Here is a 17,514-nt window from a genome sequence, read left to right as displayed (position 1 = left end):
TACAAAACCACTATTCAATACATTTGCAAAAAAAATCACCTCATGCTAAAATCATTGGAACCCAAAGTACTTGAAATCGTAAGAGACGAAAACAAATCAGTAGATACCCGTTTGGGGGAAATCTGTGAACTTTTGCGCAATAATATCGATTATTACGATTGGGTCGGGTTCTACTTTAAAAATGGCGACAAGGAAGAATTGAAATTGGGCCCCTACGCTGGTACTCCCACCGACCACACCATTATCCCCTTTGGCAAAGGTATTTGCGGACAGGTTGCCGTGAGCAATCAGAACTTTGTGGTACCCGATGTAGCGGCGCAGGACAATTATATTGCCTGTAGCATTACAGTAAAAGCAGAGATTGTTGTCCCGTTGTTCGTGAATGGCGAAAATGTGGGCCAAATCGACATCGACTCCAATACGCCGGACCCATTTACGGAAGAAGATGAACGTTTTTTGGAATTCATCAACCAAAACGTTGCTGAAATTTTGTAAAACTTCTCCCATTTTGTTGATAAACCGTTCTGCTTTTTAGCTTCAAAAAAAGTACTTTTGTGCGCTTAATAAATTGATTTTAAGACAAAGAAGATGACTGCCAAAAAAGCCTCTGCCGCATTAATTTCCGTATTTCATAAGGATGGACTGGAACCCATCGTAAAAAAATTGGACGAACTTGGTGTAACTCTTTATTCCACAGGGGGTACCGAAAAATTTATCCGTGATCTAGGTATCAACGTGGTACCTGTTGAGGATGTTACCAGTTACCCGTCCATTTTGGGGGGACGCGTAAAAACACTGCACCCAAAGGTTTTTGGTGGAATTTTGAACAGACAGGACAACGAGAGCGATGTTTCCCAAATGAAGGAATTTGATATTCCACAGTTGGACATTGTGATCGTAGATCTTTATCCTTTTGAAAAAACCGTTGCCAGTGGCGCATCGGAACAAGATATTATTGAAAAAATAGACATAGGGGGCATCTCTCTCATCAGGGCCGCCGCCAAAAACTTTAAAGATGTGCTTTGTGTATCGTCCATGGAGGATTACGAAGACTTTTTGAATGTGATTTCCGAAGGAAACGGAAGCACTAGCTTGGAAGACCGCAAACGTTTTGCAACCAAGGCCTTCAATATTTCCTCACATTACGATACGGCCATTTTCAACTACTTCAACAAAGAGAAAGAAGAAACCGTATTAAAAATCAGCGAGACCAAAGGTCAGGTATTGCGCTACGGCGAAAACCCACATCAAAAAGGATTCTTTTTTGGTGATTTTGATGCGATGTTCTCCAAGCTTCACGGTAAGGAACTGTCCTACAACAACCTTTTGGATGTGGATGCTGCCGTAAACTTAATGGGTGAGTTTAAAAACGATGACCCGACTTTTGCCATTTTAAAACACAACAATGCCTGTGGATTGGCCACTCGAAGCAATATTCATAAAGCCTATGTGGATGCATTGGCCGGTGACCCGGTTTCAGCCTTTGGTGGTATTTTAATTTCCAATGTTGAAATTGACAAGCCTACAGCCGAAGAAATTCACAAATTGTTCTGTGAAGTGGTGATTGCTCCAGGTTATGCGGATGATGCTTTGGAAATTTTGAAAAGCAAGAAGAATCGAATTATTCTTGTCCAAAATGAAATTGAATTGCCAGACACTTTGGTGAGAACTTGCTTGAACGGTGTTTTGGTCCAGGATAAGGATTCCAAAACCGACACAAAGGAGGATCTGAACCCCGTGACCGACAAAAAGCCAACTCCAGAAGAAATTGAGGACTTGATTTTTGCCTCTAAATTGTGCAAGCACACTAAAAGTAATACCATTGTTTTGGCGAAGAACAAACAATTGTGTGCAAGCGGAACTGGGCAAACATCGCGTGTTGATGCATTGAACCAAGCCATCCACAAAGCACAATCCTTTAACTTTGATTTGAACGGTGCGGTTATGGCCAGCGATGCGTTCTTCCCCTTTCCCGATTGTGTGGAAATTGCGGACAACGCGGGCATTAAAAGTGTGATTCAACCCGGGGGGTCAATCAAGGATCAATTGAGCATCGATTATTGCAACGAAAATGGATTGGCCATGGTGATGACAGGTACAAGACATTTTAAACATTAATTTTAGTACTTTAGCCGTTAAATTTTACCGTTAATCCGAAAAACAGACAATTTGTATGGGATTTTTTGATTTCATGACCGAGGAAATTGCCATTGACCTTGGTACTGCAAATACCCTGATCATCCACTTGGACAAAGTGGTTGTGGACAGTCCTTCCATTGTGGCAAGAGACCGTGTATCGGGGAAAATAATCGCGGTGGGCCGCGAAGCCAACATGATGCAGGGGAAAACCCATGAAAACATCAAAACCATACGACCGTTGAAAGACGGGGTAATTGCCGATTTCGATGCTTCGGAAAAGATGATCAGTATGTTCATCAAAAATATTCCGGCACTCAAGAAAAAATGGTTCCCGCCAGCACTTCGCATGGTCATTTGTATTCCTTCTGGGATTACTGAAGTGGAAATGCGTGCGGTACGCGAATCTGCTGAACGTGTAAACGGTAAAGAAGTATACTTGATCCACGAACCAATGGCCGCTGCCATTGGTATTGGTCTGGACATTATGCAACCGAAAGGAAACATGATCGTGGATATAGGCGGTGGTACTACGGAGATTGCGGTCATTGCACTTGGTGGTATTGTTTGTGACAAATCCGTAAAAATTGCTGGTGATGTGTTCACCAACGATATTATCTACTATATGCGGACCCAACATAACTTGTACGTGGGCGAAAGCACCGCCGAGGCCATCAAAATAGAGATTGGTTCGGCTACCGAGGATTTGAAATCCCCACCAGAGGATAAATCCATACAAGGCCGCGACCTATTGACGGGAAAACCAAAACAGGTCCATGTTTCCTACAGAGAGATTGCCAAAGCACTCGACAAAAGTATTTTAAGGGTAGAGGATGCCGTTATGGAAACCTTGTCACAAACCCCACCCGAACTTGCAGCGGATATTTACAATACAGGTATTTATTTGGCAGGTGGTGGATCCATGCTCCGAGGTTTGGACAGAAGGCTTTCCCAAAAAACCGATTTGCCCGTGTACATCGCCGAAGATCCTTTGAGGGCCGTTGTGCGGGGTACGGGCATTGCCCTTAAAAACTTGGAGCGCTATAAAAGTATTTTAATAAAATAGACTTGTATTTTCTGCGGTTCTATTACCTTCAAGGAGTTGAAAAACCTTCTTAACGATACGATTGCATGCAACGCATCATCAATTTTGTTTTACGCTACCGAAATGCATTTTTGTATGCTTTTTTTGCGTTTATCGCATTGGTGATGACGATTCGCTCCCATTCCTATCATCAATCCAGATTTTTTAATTCATCCCGATGGGTATCTGGAAGTATTTACGGTGCTGGGTCAGATGTGTCTTCATATTTTAATCTACAAGAAGAAAATAAACGATTGGTCGAGGAAAATCAGCAGTTACGCAAAATGCTATTCAACGCCCAATATGATAGCATCGAACCTTTGGATTCCACTTTGGCCGTCTATCAGGTATTGGACGCAAGGCTTATCAAGAATAGTTTTACCTCTCCCAGAAATTATGTTTTAATTGACAAAGGAGAGAAAGATGGGGTACAACAAGATATGGGCGTAATTACCACCGATGGAATTTTGGGAATCGTAGAGAATGTCTCCAATAATTTTGCCACGGTACAAAGTGTGCTGAACACCAAATCCAACATCAACGCAAAAATTAAGGGCACCGAATACTTTGGTTCCTTGATTTGGGACACTAAAGATTATAAGGTTGTACAATTGATTGACATTCCCCGCTTGGTTCCCTTGGTCGTTGGCGACACTATTGTAACTGGGGGCATGTCCAGTATTTTTCCAGAAAACGTTCCCATTGGGATCATTAAAAAATACGACTTGAACGCATCAAAGAGCTTTTACGATATCGATGTGGAACTGTTTTCGGATATGGCCAACATCAAAAATGTATATCTTATAGAGAATAAAGACAAAGAGGAGATTGAGGAATTAGAATCCAGAACCATAGAATGAACAATACCCTGATCATAAATATGCTGCGATTTGTGTTGTTGGTCATCACACAGATTTTGATATTTAACAATCTCAACTTTCTGGGTTTTATAAATCCTTTTGTCTATGTGATTTTCTTTTATTGGTACCCCATCAAAGGGAACAGGGCACTTTTTATGCTTATAGCATTTTTATTGGGGCTGGTCATCGATATTTTTTCTGACACCCTTGCCTTGAATGCATTGGCGTCGGTTACCATTGCCTATGCGCGACCCGCCATTATGCGGTTTTGTTTTGGCGTAAACTACGATTTTCAAAGTTTCAGCTTTAAGAACACCACCAAGGTACAGCGTATCACCTTTATGGCTTTGCTCGTTTTTATCCATCATCTAATATTCTTTTCGTTTGAAATTTTAAGTATCGCCCATATCCTATTAATTTTGAAGAAAGTTTTCGCCACAGGTATTGTAACTTTAATACTTTGTGTATTATTCAGTTCACTTTTTAGTCCAAAAAGCGAATAAAAACGTAGTTTTTATCGTTGGTGTATATTAAGAAGCCCTAGAATTTAGGTTGGTCATGAAGAAATTATTGCTGTCATCCATTGTTGTACTTATAGGATTCACATTTATTGGCAGGTTATCCTATCTTCAATTGTTTCGGTTTTCGCCCGATCAAATATTGGATGATCCCGCCATAAAAAAAGTCTACGACTATCCTGAAAGAGGCTATATTTACGACAGGGACGGCAAACTATTGGTAGGCAATCAACCTGCATACGACGTTATGGTCATACCAAGGGAAGTAAAACCTTTGGACACTCTGGAATTTTGCAGTCTTTTGGGTATTGATAAACTTGAATTCCTTTCCAAAATGGAAAAAGCGAGAATTTATTCTCCTCGGCTGCCCTCTGTTTTGGTACCCCAGCTCTCCAAAGAGGATTATGCCAAGCTTCAGGAAAAAATGCGGCACTTTACCGGCTTTTATATCCAAAAGAGGTCGTTGCGCTATTACAACACCAAAAGTGCGGCCAATGTACTGGGCTACATTAGTGAGGTAAACGAATGGGACCTCAAAAACAATCCGTATTATGTTGCCGGAGAATTAAAAGGACGTACAGGTATTGAAAAGCAATATGAAGAAATATTGAGAGGCCAAAAAGGTGTCAAGCATATTCAGAAAGACCGTTTTAACAGGGATATTGGGCCTTACAAAGACGGAAAATTGGACACCCTTCCCAAACAGGGCAAAGAGATTCACATTACCTTGGACAAGACTCTGCAGGAGTATGGGGAAAAATTGATGCACGGCAAACGTGGGGGCATTGTGGCCATTGAACCCAAATCAGGAGAAATATTGGCCATGATTTCGGGCCCGACCTACGACCCCGCCCTTTTGGTAGGCAGGGAACGTTCCGAAAATTATAGCAAACTACATTATGATACCATATCCAAACCTACATGGGACCGTTCTATTTTAGCACAGCCTTCCCCTGGATCACCTTTTAAAACACTTAATGCCTTGGTGGGCCTGCAAGAAGGGGTAATAGATACCCAAACCAAGTTTAGGTGCTATCACGGGTTCTATGTAGGCAATACGCTCAGGGGATGTCATTGTGGTGGTGGAATTCGAGATTTAAATTCAGGTATTTACCAATCGTGCAATGCTTATTTTGCCGGTGTGTTCCGAAAGATTTTTGACAAATACGAGACTACCGACAAAGGCATGGATATGTGGGAAAAGCACATGAAAAGTTTTGGCCTGGGCGATTTTTTAGGCACTGACCTTCCCACAGGCGCCCCTGGAAGGATTCCAGATGTGGCTTATTATGATAAATGGTACGGAGATGGCAGATGGGCAGCATCCACCATTATATCCAATTCCATAGGGCAAGGGGAAATTGCTGCCACACCCTTACAATTGGCCAACATGACAGCTGCCATTGCTAACCGAGGCTATTTTTATACCCCTCACATTATTAAAAGTGTTGGCAACAATGGAAAAATAGACCCTAAATACACCGAGCCCCGATACACCACCATAGACAGAAAACATTTTGAACCTGTAATTGAGGGCATGGCCAATGTGTATAATTATGGAACAGCAAGGTGGGTCCAAATTCCAGGTATTGAGATAGCTGGAAAAACAGGTACTGTGGAAAATTATATCCGGGTCAATGGTGAACGCATGCAACTTACGGATCATTCGGTTTTTGTGGCCTTTGCACCTATAGAAAATCCTCAAATTGCCCTAGCGGTCTATATTGAAAATGGGTATTACGGATCACGCTATGCGGGTCACATTGCCTCACTTTTGATAGAAAAATACATTAAAGGGGAGATTACCCGAAAAGATTTGGAAAAGCGCATGCTGGAAAAAACATTGGAACACGAGTATGCCAAACCATATAGTGGCGAACCTTTTGAAATAAACGAATATGAGTGGTAGGGGGCCTTTTGGCAGATTGGATTGGATTACCGTAATCCTCTACGCAATTTTGGTTTTTATTGGTTGGATCAATATTTACTCCACATCGGTGGGCGAAGCCAGTACTTCCATTTTTGATTTTTCCACTTTATACGGCAAACAGCTTTTTTTTATAGGCCTTGCCGCTTTGGGTATCATCTTCGTGCTCTTTGTGGAATCCCAATTTTTTGAGCGCTTTGCCTCAATCTTCTATATTGTTTCGATTGTTTTGCTTTTGGGCTTGTTTGTTTTCGGAAGAACCATAGCTGGGGCAACTTCTTGGTACGACCTTGGTTTTTTTAACCTTCAACCTTCGGAGTTGGCGAAAGTGGCAACCTCCTTGGCACTAGCCAAGTTTTTAAGCGACATCCAAACGGATATTCGGACAAGAAAGCATCAAATTTATGCCTTGATCATTATCTTATTGCCCGCGTTATTGATATTGCCACAGCCCGATCCAGGAAGCTCACTTATTTACTTTTCTCTCTTTTTTGTGCTATTTAGAGAAGGTTTTCCCATCTATTACTTGGGCATCCTCATTTTTTCGGTCGTTTTATTTGCTACAACTTTAATGTTCGGAACTGTTTGGGTCACCATAGGATTGATCATTTTAACCCTATTGATCTACACATTCAAAAAGGCATCCGTAAAAATTCCAATACTCCCCGTTGTTGGGGTGATTGTTGTTTCGATACTCTTTTCCCTATCTGTAAATTTTGTGTTTGAAAATGTATTTGAACAACGTCACAGAGATCGTTTTTCTTTATGGTTGAGTTTGGAAAAGGACGAAGAAAAGCTTGATGAAATCCGACAGACCATTGGCTACAACACCTATCAATCCGAAAAAGCCATCGAATCGGGCGGTTTTACCGGAAAAGGATTTATGGAGGGTACACGGACCAAAGGGGATTTTGTGCCCGAGCAGCATACGGATTATATATTTAGCTCGGTGGGCGAAGAATGGGGGTTTTTAGGCACTTCTGCCGTAATTCTATTGTTTTCCTTATTTTTTTTGCGGTTGATTTATATCGCAGAACGACAAAAAAGCGACTTTAGTCGAATGTATGGTTATGGGGTGATTTCGATTTTGGTGTTCCACTATTTCATCAATATTGGAATGGTGATCGGACTGTTACCTACCATTGGGGTTCCACTGCCCTTTTTTAGTTATGGAGGTTCTGGATTGATCTTTTTTACGATGCTATTGTTCATCTTTCTAAAACTGGATTCCAACCGCTTGAAGGACGGTATTTAAAATTTCCAATCTTGGGTATCAACCCGAGCTTCCATTGCTGATTGCCAGTTTTCAGGTTGGTTTTGAAAAAAATCAATGCCTGTTTTCTCCTCGATTTCATCAACGGGCACTACAAAGTTTTGAAGTGGTTCTTGACTTTCTTCTGCTGGAATCAAAAATGCCAGTACTTGCGCTCCTCCACCATTACCTTTCAACACAATCTTGTAAAAAGAGTTCGGCACATCTATATCCTCGCTCCCAATCTCTTCTAAACCATTTTCCAATACACCTCCGGTGACGACTATTAAATCGCCATATTTTTTGCACCAATAACGTACTTTTTGTTCCAATCGGTTCCAAATCCCAGCATTAAAGTATTTGTTCTGCGGACTTATGTTGCTTGTATAAAAAGTCTCGTTATAGGCCTGTTCAGAAAACCGTCGGTCACCAGCAGGAAGTAAATGCCCCCTATCGTACCCAGAACCTCTGTAATTCCACCAATCTGCCGATTTTGTTTTCACCTTTGGATCTTCAATAAAATAGGGGCGTTCCCTATCCTCATAGGTGAGATGTTCCCTTTTAAGGGTGTATGCCACCCACTCTGCCTGTTCGTGGGGTTCACTATAAGAAAGTGTATAGTAGGCATGTTGCACTACTTCGCCTGTTGTGGAATAGGGTAAAAAATCGGTATGGACCAAGTCTCCCTTTGCTCCATTTGGATTGGAATAGGTTGCCGGGGTGTAGAAATTTTCAAACAACCAGAAGCCAATAACACATAGTGTTATGAGCAGGGCATAAATTGTTCTGTTCTTCATTTAGTCAACTATTGTACTGATAGAACTCGCCTGGAGTTCCCGATATTTGCTGCAAATTTATCTTTTGCACCCGCATTTTGTCTTTTTCTCGCCCCGTAGCCGCTATCTGGTTCAAAAAAGCCTTCTTTCTGGTTCAAAATCTTTAATTTTCGCCTGAATATGACAACTCAAGACGAGTTCATAAAGTTGCATAAAAAAAAGCCAACCCATAAGAGTTGGCTTTTAATACTATTTTTTATAAACGACTATCCTTTTACGCTAGCCAATTTATTTTCTTCTCTCTTGATATTGTTCTTGTGAAGATCTTTTAGCACGTTCACAGCTTCTTCAACATAAATGTCTCGTGCTAGGTCTTTATGCCATCTATCTCTTTTTTCCCTGAGAACAGAATCTTGGGTAAATAGCTCCTTCTCGTATTGCAAGGAGCTAAAAGACAGTTTGGAATCGTAATCCCTCAGGCTCTTGAACTTTTCTGAACGCTTTTTGGCTTCTTGTTCTTTGCTTACATAAGCATCATATTTAAGGGAAATGGTGTTTTCATCTTGCTGCTCTTTCAACCATTTGGCATTTTCCTCAATAAGCTTGATCTGCTCATTTTTCGCCATACGTTCTTTACTGTTTTTTACGGCTTCATCAAAATCAATATAGCCATCCCAAACTTCGTAATCCGCAGGGGTAATTTTATCCCAACCAAGTGGGTTTTGCTGGTCACGTTCCCCAAGATCTATATAACTGTACCGGTCCGGAACCACGATATCGCTCTTTACACCTTCCAACTGGGTAGACCCACCGTTGATTCGGTAGAATTTTTGAGTTGTCAATTTAATGGCTCCCAAATCTCCGTGTTCGTTGCCCCTTACAATATTGTCCAAAGGAATTACATTTTGAACGGTTCCCTTTCCGAAAGTTTGTTTGCTTCCAATGATTACCGCTCTTTTGTAATCTTGCATGGCAGCGGCCAATATTTCCGAGGCGGAGGCGGATAGTTCGTTCACCAAGATAACCAATGGTCCATCCCACTGGATACGCTCATCCTTGTCCTCGTGAACTTCTTTGCGTTGGCCAGAGGAACGAACCTGAACGATAGGTCCATCCTTAATGAACAATCCTGCCATTTCGACAACCGTTTTTAAAGATCCTCCACCGTTGTCGCGCAAATCCAAAATAATTCCTTCTGCGCCTGCTTCTTTTAAACGTTCCAATTCCTTGGCCACATCGGTTGCTGCGTTTCTTTCGGAGTAATCTTCAAAATCCACATAGAATTTTGGAAGATTGATCAATCCATACTTTTGTTCACCAGCATCAATAGTTGCTGATTTAGCGTAGGATTCCTCCAATTCCACAACATCTCTGGTTATGGAAACCGTTTCAATGGTTCCGTCTACTTTTCTTACTGTCAAATCAACCACGGTTCCCTCTGGGCCCTTGATCAATTTAATGGCATCTTCCAATCGCATGCCCACAATATTGATGGGCTCCTCACCCTCTTGCCCTACTTTGAGTATTTGATCTCCAACTTCAAGCGACTGATCTCTCCAAACGGGGCCACCGGAAATAATTTCCACGATTTTGGCTCCTTCAGGCTTTTTCTGCAATCGGGCTCCGATACCTTCAAACTTACCGGACATACCAATGTCAAATTTTTCCTTTTCTTCAGGAGCAAAGTAAAAAGTGTGGGGGTCAAACTCCTCTACAATGGTGTTCAAGTATTGTACAAACCAATCTTTTCGTTCCAAATCACCCACAAAATCGAAAAATTCGTCCAAGGTGTTTTTGGTTACTTCTCTTGCCTCTTCCTCTGTAGTGACCTTATCAACAGTGCTAGGAATATCATTAAAAGCCAATATCCCATCGGAATTCGAAGCTGCCTCCTGATTTGCATCGGAGATAATATTGTCTACCTTATTGTCAAAAACGTTTAGGGTATTGTACTTTAGCTGTTTTCTCCAACGTTCCTTAAGTTCTTTTTTGTTGGCCGCAAAATCTTGTTCGTCATAATCGATTTCAATGGATTCATCAAGCGTATAGTCAAAAGGCGTAGCAAGTACTTCTTTATAAATATCCTTGGCTTCATCCATTCGTACCATTAAACGCTGGTATACGGTATTGAAAAATTCAATATCGGTATTTCTGATCTCATCATCGATCATAAACCTGTATTTTTCAAATTCCCTGATGTCACTTTTTAGAAAGTATCTTTTGGTAGGGTCGATGATGTCTATAAAATCATCAAAAACATTGGAGCTGAAGCTATCGTTGACTTCTTTGGGCTCATAATGCCCTTTTTCCAAAACGTAGGAAATCAGTTCCAATAAAAATTTATCCTTGTCGTCGTTATCAAAAGACTTATTGGTAAAACTGCAGGAGGCAACTGCAACAAGAATAACCAAAAGTGCCAAAATAAAGTTCTTTTTCATAATGTGATTTTTCTAGAGCGAAATAATCTGACATCATACTGTCAAATCTTCATTACATCACCCATCGTTTCTACTTGTATGAATTCTCTAAGATACAGAAAAAACCGTGCCAGTCATTTCCATGGCATTTAATTTTTTGTTAAACGCCCAAGGCTTCATATCCTTATGAAAAACGTATTTTTATGGCTTAAATTATCCAACATGGAAAAACCGCTTATTCTGGTTACCAACGATGATGGAATCACAGCTCCAGGCCTTAGGGCGTTAATCCGCACCATGAAAGAACTTGGAGATGTTGTGGTAGTGGCTCCCGACAGCCCGCAAAGTGGCATGGGGCACGCCATTACCGTTGACAGCACCCTGTTTTCCAAAAAGGTTGTCGTTGACCATAAAGAAGGTGCGCCGAGCGAGTACAGTTGCAGTGGAACCCCTGCCGATTGTGTAAAATTGGCACTTCGGGTAATTTTGGACAGAAAACCCGACATTTGTGTAAGCGGCATCAACCACGGGTCCAATTCGTCTATCAATGTGATTTACTCAGGAACCATGAGTGCAGCCATTGAGGCAGGTATCGAAGGTATCCCTGCTATTGGATTTTCGTTGTGCGACTATTCTTGGGATGCCAATTTTGAGCCTGCGTCGGGTTCCATCAAAAAAATTGTTTCCGAAGCGTTGACCAACGGAATCCCAAAGGGAACTGTGTTGAATGTAAACATCCCGAAAACGGAAACAGTACCCAAAGGAATAAGGATATGCAGGCAGGCACGTGGTAATTGGAAAGAGGAATTTGACAAAAGAACTAGTCCTTCTGGAAAGGATTATTATTGGTTAACGGGAGAATTTGAACTTTTGGACAAAGGCGAGGACACCGACGAATGGGCTTTGGCACAGGGCTACATTTCGATAGTGCCCACCCAGTTCGACCTCACGGCACACCACGCCATACCACAAATAAACAACTGGAACTTAAATGAACAATAAGAAAGAAATCATCATAGGATTTATCGTAGGGATCATTGCAAATACCTTTGGCACTTTGCTCTACATTCTCATGTTTTCCGATTTGGACATTGTTGAAACCTTTAATGCCGCTATAGAGCAAGGCCATATTGGCAGCTTATTGGCATTGGGCGCCATCTTGAACTTAGTGGCGTTTTTTGGATTTTTACGAATCAAAAGAGATCAACGGGCCAAGGGGGTTATGTTGGCCACTTTGGTAACGGCTTTGGTTATATTGTTGTACAAAGTGATGTCGTAAAAAACGGAAAACACATGAGCTAGTTCAAGATTAAACGGTTTCACTGAAAACTTTTGGACTTGATACTTTAACTTGATACTTGTCAATGAAATATTACATCATAGCTGGTGAAGCATCGGGGGACCTGCACGGTTCCAATTTGATCAAGGCCCTTAAAAAAGAGGATACATCGGCGACGATTCGTTGTTGGGGCGGTGATTTGATGCAACAAGCTGGCGGAGAATTGGCAAAACATTACAAGGATATGGCCTTTATGGGGTTTTTGGAGGTGCTTATGAATATCCCCACCATCTTCAAAAATATTGCCTATTGCAAGGAGGACATCCAAGAATTTAATCCAGATGTGGTTATTTTTATTGATTTCTCCGGTTTTAACCTAAGGATTGCCAAATGGGCCAAAGAACATGGCTTTAAGACTAATTATTACATTTCACCTCAAATTTGGGCATCAAGAGAAAGTAGAATTAAAAAAATAAAACGTGACATTGACAATATGTTCGTAATCCTTCCTTTTGAAAAGGACTTTTACGAGAAAAAACACGGTTATCCAGTACACTTTGTGGGGCACCCCCTTATTGATGCCATAGAAAATACACCGCTACAGGATAATGAAACCTTTAGAAAAGAAAACGGACTGGATTCCGAAAAACCCATAATAGCATTGCTTCCCGGGAGCAGAAAGCAAGAAGTACAAAAAATGTTGGAGGTAATGCTTTCCGTAAAAAAGGATTTTCCATCGTATCAATTTGTGATCGCAGGTGCTCCCAGTCTGCCCGATGATTTTTACACGCCATTTCTTAAAGGCGATAAAGTGGAATACGTTTCCAACAAAACTTATACGCTTTTAAAACATTCTCATGCTGCGATGGTCACAAGCGGAACCGCGACTTTGGAAACCGCTCTTTTTGGCATCCCTCAAGTGGTGTGCTACAAAGGAAATTGGATTTCCTATCAAATTGCGAAGCGAATAATCACGTTGGATTATATTTCCTTGGTAAACCTGATTATGAAAAGAGAGGTTGTTAAAGAATTGATTCAAAATGATTTATCAACAAAAAACTTGAAAAGAGAACTTTCCAAAATAGTAGGTGGGGCCGAGCGGGAGCGTATGTTGTCCGACTATACATTGTTAAAAGAGAAATTGGGCGGGAAAGGTGCCAGTGAATTGGCCGCCAAATTAATTGTGAAAAATGCGTAGTTTTATCTTCCAAGAATGTAAATCTATTCTTGGATGTTTCGAAAAACCATAATCTTACTGTTGCTTTTTGCCATTTCCGCTTGTGGTCCCGGTAAAAAACGACGTACCTACAGCAAGACCCGAACCGTTACGGTAGAGGGGTCCAATGAAGACACTTCCCCTTTTAAAGAACCTGAAAAGGAACGCAAAAAGGAGGGGCGTAAAAATGCTAAGGCCAATGAAATAATCTCCACCGCATTGACTTTTTCCGGAACCCGTTACAAATACGGGGGCACCACCAAAAGGGGCATGGATTGCTCTGGATTGGTCTATGTGTCCTTACGGGAAAATGACATTATGTTTCCACGAACTTCCTATCAAATGGCCATGGAAGGACAAAAAATAAAGGTGAACCACATAGAAAAAGGGGATTTGCTCTTTTTTAAGACCAGCAAAACCGGAAGGCGCATCAATCATGTTGGCTTGGTAGTGGATGTAGATGGTAACGACATTAAATTTATACATGCCACAACCTCACGGGGCGTCCTGGTATCCTCGTTACGGGAGGGGTACTGGAACAGCGCTTTTGTAAAGGCCATGCGTATCCTGTAAAGTGCGCCAACTTAATTTTGTGTCCATAAAACTCACGTTGTGTGTTATTTTGGGCATTGTTGTAGGTTTTTATTTTGAAGTTGCTCCGCTTTTGCCCCTCGTTTCAATGTTTGTTTTGCTACCCGTGCTTTACCGGGTCAGCAAAAAACAACAAAGGGAAGGGTTCCCGTATTTTGAGGTGCTTACTTCGCTCATCACGATATGCTTGGGTGTTTTTGTTGTGGGCATTTCCATGAACAGAGGAATGTCTCAACACTACCCTAAACAAGGCCTCAACCAAGAAAAGGTCTGGCATCTCAAAGTGAGAGAGGTATACAAACCAAATGCCTACTCCCACCCATATATTGCCCAAATTATTGCTTTGGATGGTGACGTAGCATCCGGAAAACTGCTTTTTCAGTCTCTCGGTGCACTCCACTTTAAAGGAATTACAGGTTGATTATGAACTTGTGGTCTATGCAAAACCCGATAGCATTCACCCCCCTTTAAATCCACACCAATTTGATTATAAAAGCTATCCGCAAAAACAGGGGATTCAACACCAAATAAGAACCAATTTCCCTTCAATTAAAAAAAAGAGAATGTTTCTAAAGCTTTATTTGGACTTGCTTCAAACTTTAGGGAATTCATCATGTCCAAATTGAAAAAGGAAAACTTCGGAGAAGAAGAGCTGGGTGTGATCCAAGCATTGCTTTTGGGTAAGCGTGACAATATTCCGGAAAGTTCATACAACAATTGCGCCAATGCAGGGGCCGTTCATATTTTGGCAGTATCCGGCCTCCATGTGGGCATTATACTATTATTGGAATTCTTTTTGTCGCCTTTGGCACATTTGCCCAAAGGTAAAACCCTTAAACTCCTATTGGTTGTCCTCCTACTTTGGGGTAATGCTTTGTGGCGGGACTTTCGCCATCCATCGTCCGTGCCGTTACCATGTTTTCTTTTGTAGCCTACGCGCTTTACCTCAACCGACCCACTAATTCCTTCAACATTATGGCACTTTCCATGTTGTTTATTTTATTGACAAAACCCTTGTTTTTGTTCCAAGTGGGGTTTCAAATGGGTTACGCTGCGGTGTTTGCCATTGTTTGGATTTACCCCAAATTGCAAAGGTTTTGGTTTCCGGCACTTTTCTTTATTTCCGACCTGCTCATTGTTCCTTTTTCAGGTTTGATTTTGGGTATAGGGATTTAGTCATTATACTGGCTTTGATGGATCTTTTGCCCACATTTTTGGTCGATGGTTTCAATTGGACCATTAAAATGATGAATTCCGTTATTGGCTGGGTTGCCCATCAAGAAGGTTTTATTGTAAAAAATATTCCTTTTGATTCGATTCAATTGATCTTGGGTTACCTCATCATCATTGCTTTGGTGATGTTTTTGTCCAGACCCAAATGGAGAGTGGCTTTAGTGTTATTTGGTGGAGTTATCATCTTGCAAAGTTGGAATATTTGGAATCGAGCCCAATTGCATAAAAAAGAGGTCGTTCTATTGGCGCATCGGTCTCGGAATACGGTTTTGTTGCATCAATTGGGGGACTCCCTTTCAATTATTATATCTGACAGCTCCAACATTGGAAGCATCGCAAACAATTATTCAATTGCGAAACGTATTCAAAAAATAGATACATCAAAAATAAAAAACAGCTATCGCCTTGGTGATAAAAATTTATTCGTTGTGGACAGTTTAGGTATTCTTCCTTTGGAAGAGAATCCAAATTATGTGCTGCTCATCCAATCCCCGAAAATCAATCTAGACCGGTTTCTGGATTCCATCCGACCCAAAACTATATTTGCGGACGGGAGTAATTACCCTAGCTTGATCAATATATGGTAACTAAGCTGTGCACAAAAAGAAATCCCTTTCCAATATACTGGCGAAAAGGGATTTTATGTTTTTAAGTTTTAAATCTGCTTTTAATGTACTTTGCCCATCAACCTTTTGATCAATGGCGAAGCTAAAATCACTAAAACACCAGCTCCCAAAGCGTATTGTGCTATGAGCATAAAACCATCTGTGTATACATTAAGAGTTTCAAAGCCGCTTATATCGGCATCTGTACTTTCTATGGCCAATTGTTTACCGATAAAGCCAACTACCTGAAATGCAAATGCAGATGATAGAAACCACACTCCCATCATAAATGCTACGATGCGTTTAGGAGATAAGTCCGTGATTTTGGACAGTCCAACCGGAGACATGAACAATTCCCCAACGGATAACAAGAAGTACATCAACAACAGGTACGTGAAGGGAACAAAACCGTTTTCGTTGGCACTTGCCCCGCTTATGGCCAAGGCATAAAAACTGATTCCCGCAAATAAAAGTCCCATTCCAAACTTGTAAGGCGTTCTTGGGTTGAGTTTCTTTTTGGAGAGCCATTGCCACATTAAAGAAATTGGAATGGCCAGAATAATGATCCACATGGAGTTCAATGAATTGGTCTGGGAAGCGGACATAATTCCCTCCAAATCCACATTTCGGGCGGCAAAGAGTGTAATTACACTGCCCGAAAGCTCATGAAAGCCCCAAAAGATGGTCATAAAAAAGGTAATCAGTACGGCGACAAATAGTTTTTTACGTTCATCAACAGTGGCTTTGTACATAATGTAACCCAAATAAACCAATATGGATAATCCTATCAATTTAAAAATTACATTGACTATGTTCTGGTCATCAAAAAAAGTTCCTTCTGCACCCAATGCTTTGTAAGCCGACAATAAATAGGCTATCACTGGAACCGAAGCGAAAGCCAAAACCGGCACCAATACCCCTTGTTTTAGACCGAAAATCTTTTTTTCAATGTTTCCATTTGCTGGTGGAAGTCCTTTATCTCCAAAAACCCCTTTTTTGATTCCACTCCAAAAAACAATCAGACCAGTAAGCATCCCAATTCCTGCAAGTCCAAAACCGTAGTGCCATCCATATTTTGCAGCCAAGAAACCGCAAAGTAATGGTGCTACCCAGCCCCCAATATTGATTCCCATATAAAAAATGGTAAACCCAGAATCCTTTTTGGGGTCTCCATCTTTATACAGCGAACCTACAAATGTTGATATGTTTGGTTTGAAGAATCCGTTACCGGCTATAATTAGCGAAAGTGCCAGAAAAAAAGTGATGTTGTTTTCGATGGCCAGCACAAAATGTCCCAAGGACATTAAGATACCTCCCAAAAAAATAGATTTTCGCATCCCTAGAATGCTATCGGAAATACGACCCCCGATTACTGTTGAAGCATAAACCAAAGAACCGTATGATGAATACACTGCGGCTGTGGCGTAATCCCTTTCCATTAAAGCTGCGAAAATCACATCTACCATGTAAAGGGTGAGCAAAGCTCGCATTCCATAAAAACTGAAACGCTCCCATAACTCTGCAAAAAAGAGGTAGAACAAACCTCTTGGATGCCCAAATATTTGTTTTTCGCTTTCTGGTTTGGATACTTCTGTCATAACAGGTCTGTGTTGGTTAAAA

General features: G+C 41.2%; 17 protein-coding genes and 1 pseudogene. 15 read left to right on the top strand and 3 right to left on the bottom strand.

Going from position 1 to position 17,514, the window contains the following annotated elements:
* Positions 1-42: 42 nt before the first annotated feature.
* The 7 genes from VM932_RS05735 (at position 43) to rodA (ending at position 7,780) form a co-directional block, all read left to right on the top strand.
* A complete protein-coding gene (locus tag VM932_RS05735) occupies positions 43-495 on the top strand; it encodes a GAF domain-containing protein (protein ID WP_326277644.1) in 453 nt (150 codons plus the stop codon).
* Between the two features lie 93 nt (positions 496-588).
* The gene (gene purH / locus VM932_RS05730; protein WP_326277642.1) at positions 589-2,118 is read left to right on the top strand and encodes a bifunctional phosphoribosylaminoimidazolecarboxamide formyltransferase/IMP cyclohydrolase; all 1,530 of its coding nucleotides are present in this window, start codon (positions 589-591) and stop codon (positions 2,116-2,118) included.
* A 55-nt stretch (positions 2,119-2,173) separates the two neighbouring features.
* Complete coding sequence (locus VM932_RS05725) at positions 2,174-3,202, top strand: rod shape-determining protein (protein ID WP_293165385.1); 1,029 nt, start codon at positions 2,174-2,176, stop codon at positions 3,200-3,202.
* Positions 3,203-3,267: 65 nt separating this feature from the next.
* The gene (mreC, locus tag VM932_RS05720; RefSeq protein ID WP_326277640.1) at positions 3,268-4,080 is read left to right on the top strand and encodes a rod shape-determining protein MreC; all 813 of its coding nucleotides are present in this window, start codon (positions 3,268-3,270) and stop codon (positions 4,078-4,080) included.
* Positions 4,077-4,583, top strand: a complete 507-nt coding sequence (locus VM932_RS05715) for a rod shape-determining protein MreD (RefSeq protein ID WP_326277638.1) — start codon at positions 4,077-4,079, stop codon at positions 4,581-4,583. Before mreC ends, VM932_RS05715 begins: the two co-directional genes overlap by 4 nt.
* A gap of 55 nt (positions 4,584-4,638) precedes the next feature.
* Positions 4,639-6,507 carry a peptidoglycan D,D-transpeptidase FtsI family protein gene (locus tag VM932_RS05710; protein WP_326277637.1) on the top strand — a complete coding sequence of 623 codons (1,869 nt, stop codon included), beginning with the start codon at positions 4,639-4,641 and terminating at the stop codon, positions 6,505-6,507.
* Positions 6,497-7,780 (top strand): rod shape-determining protein RodA, encoded by a 1,284-nt coding sequence (gene rodA / locus VM932_RS05705; protein WP_326277635.1) that lies wholly within the window; start codon positions 6,497-6,499, stop codon positions 7,778-7,780. The genes VM932_RS05710 and rodA overlap by 11 nt, the downstream gene beginning before the upstream one ends.
* On the opposite strand, the gene VM932_RS05700 is transcribed toward rodA, so the two are convergent.
* Positions 7,777-8,574 carry a DNA/RNA non-specific endonuclease gene (locus VM932_RS05700; protein ID WP_326277634.1) on the bottom strand — a complete coding sequence of 266 codons (798 nt, stop codon included), beginning with the start codon at positions 8,572-8,574 and terminating at the stop codon, positions 7,777-7,779. The genes rodA and VM932_RS05700 overlap by 4 nt on opposite strands.
* 245 nt (positions 8,575-8,819) lie before the next feature.
* A complete protein-coding gene (locus VM932_RS05695; protein ID WP_326277632.1) occupies positions 8,820-10,991 on the bottom strand; it encodes a carboxy terminal-processing peptidase in 2,172 nt (723 codons plus the stop codon).
* A 201-nt stretch (positions 10,992-11,192) separates the two neighbouring features.
* On the opposite strand from VM932_RS05695, the gene surE reads away from it, so the two are divergent.
* From surE to VM932_RS05650, 8 genes and pseudogenes are all read left to right on the top strand, one after another.
* Positions 11,193-11,972, top strand: coding sequence for a 5'/3'-nucleotidase SurE (gene surE / locus VM932_RS05690; RefSeq protein WP_326277631.1), 780 nt, complete (start codon positions 11,193-11,195; stop codon positions 11,970-11,972).
* A complete protein-coding gene (locus VM932_RS05685) occupies positions 11,962-12,249 on the top strand; it encodes a hypothetical protein (protein ID WP_163626641.1) in 288 nt (95 codons plus the stop codon). The genes surE and VM932_RS05685 overlap by 11 nt, the downstream gene beginning before the upstream one ends.
* An 85-nt stretch (positions 12,250-12,334) precedes the next feature.
* Positions 12,335-13,447: a lipid-A-disaccharide synthase gene (gene lpxB / locus VM932_RS05680; RefSeq protein ID WP_326277627.1), complete on the top strand. Its 1,113-nt coding sequence runs from the start codon at positions 12,335-12,337 to the stop codon at positions 13,445-13,447.
* Positions 13,448-13,480: 33 nt separating this feature from the next.
* The gene (locus tag VM932_RS05675) at positions 13,481-14,038 is read left to right on the top strand and encodes a C40 family peptidase (RefSeq protein ID WP_326277626.1); all 558 of its coding nucleotides are present in this window, start codon (positions 13,481-13,483) and stop codon (positions 14,036-14,038) included.
* A gap of 19 nt (positions 14,039-14,057) precedes the next feature.
* The gene (locus VM932_RS05670; protein ID WP_326277624.1) at positions 14,058-14,477 is read left to right on the top strand and encodes a hypothetical protein; all 420 of its coding nucleotides are present in this window, start codon (positions 14,058-14,060) and stop codon (positions 14,475-14,477) included.
* Positions 14,446-14,682 (top strand): DUF4131 domain-containing protein, encoded by a 237-nt coding sequence (locus tag VM932_RS05665; RefSeq protein ID WP_326277623.1) that lies wholly within the window; start codon positions 14,446-14,448, stop codon positions 14,680-14,682. Before VM932_RS05670 ends, VM932_RS05665 begins: the two co-directional genes overlap by 32 nt.
* Positions 14,670-15,232: pseudogene (locus tag VM932_RS16735) on the top strand (ComEC/Rec2 family competence protein). The gene VM932_RS05665 and the pseudogene VM932_RS16735 overlap by 13 nt, the downstream one beginning before the upstream one ends.
* A 17-nt stretch (positions 15,233-15,249) precedes the next feature.
* Positions 15,250-15,876 (top strand): hypothetical protein, encoded by a 627-nt coding sequence (locus VM932_RS05650; RefSeq protein WP_326277620.1) that lies wholly within the window; start codon positions 15,250-15,252, stop codon positions 15,874-15,876.
* Between the two features lie 80 nt (positions 15,877-15,956).
* On the opposite strand, the gene VM932_RS05645 is transcribed toward VM932_RS05650, so the two are convergent.
* The gene (locus VM932_RS05645) at positions 15,957-17,492 is read right to left on the bottom strand and encodes a peptide MFS transporter (protein WP_326277619.1); all 1,536 of its coding nucleotides are present in this window, start codon (positions 17,490-17,492) and stop codon (positions 15,957-15,959) included.
* Positions 17,493-17,514 lie beyond the last annotated feature (22 nt).

The organism is Flagellimonas halotolerans, from assembly GCF_035818535.1.
GTDB lineage: Bacteria > Bacteroidota > Bacteroidia > Flavobacteriales > Flavobacteriaceae > Flagellimonas > Flagellimonas halotolerans.
Note: the sequence above shows the minus strand (reverse complement) of the source record. Positions and strands in the feature narration are given on the sequence as shown.

Coding starts and splice junctions, on each gene's coding strand:
- VM932_RS05735 (WP_326277644.1), top strand. CDS start 43: ATGCTAAAATCATTGGAACCCAAAGTACTTGAAATCGTAAGAGACGAA.
- purH (WP_326277642.1), top strand. CDS start 589: ATGACTGCCAAAAAAGCCTCTGCCGCATTAATTTCCGTATTTCATAAG.
- VM932_RS05725 (WP_293165385.1), top strand. CDS start 2,174: ATGGGATTTTTTGATTTCATGACCGAGGAAATTGCCATTGACCTTGGT.
- mreC (WP_326277640.1), top strand. CDS start 3,268: ATGCAACGCATCATCAATTTTGTTTTACGCTACCGAAATGCATTTTTG.
- VM932_RS05715 (WP_326277638.1), top strand. CDS start 4,077: ATGAACAATACCCTGATCATAAATATGCTGCGATTTGTGTTGTTGGTC.
- VM932_RS05710 (WP_326277637.1), top strand. CDS start 4,639: ATGAAGAAATTATTGCTGTCATCCATTGTTGTACTTATAGGATTCACA.
- rodA (WP_326277635.1), top strand. CDS start 6,497: ATGAGTGGTAGGGGGCCTTTTGGCAGATTGGATTGGATTACCGTAATC.
- VM932_RS05700 (WP_326277634.1), bottom strand. CDS start 8,574: ATGAAGAACAGAACAATTTATGCCCTGCTCATAACACTATGTGTTATT.
- VM932_RS05695 (WP_326277632.1), bottom strand. CDS start 10,991: ATGAAAAAGAACTTTATTTTGGCACTTTTGGTTATTCTTGTTGCAGTT.
- surE (WP_326277631.1), top strand. CDS start 11,193: ATGGAAAAACCGCTTATTCTGGTTACCAACGATGATGGAATCACAGCT.
- VM932_RS05685 (WP_163626641.1), top strand. CDS start 11,962: ATGAACAATAAGAAAGAAATCATCATAGGATTTATCGTAGGGATCATT.
- lpxB (WP_326277627.1), top strand. CDS start 12,335: ATGAAATATTACATCATAGCTGGTGAAGCATCGGGGGACCTGCACGGT.
- VM932_RS05675 (WP_326277626.1), top strand. CDS start 13,481: ATGTTTCGAAAAACCATAATCTTACTGTTGCTTTTTGCCATTTCCGCT.
- VM932_RS05650 (WP_326277620.1), top strand. CDS start 15,250: ATGGATCTTTTGCCCACATTTTTGGTCGATGGTTTCAATTGGACCATT.
- VM932_RS05645 (WP_326277619.1), bottom strand. CDS start 17,492: ATGACAGAAGTATCCAAACCAGAAAGCGAAAAACAAATATTTGGGCAT.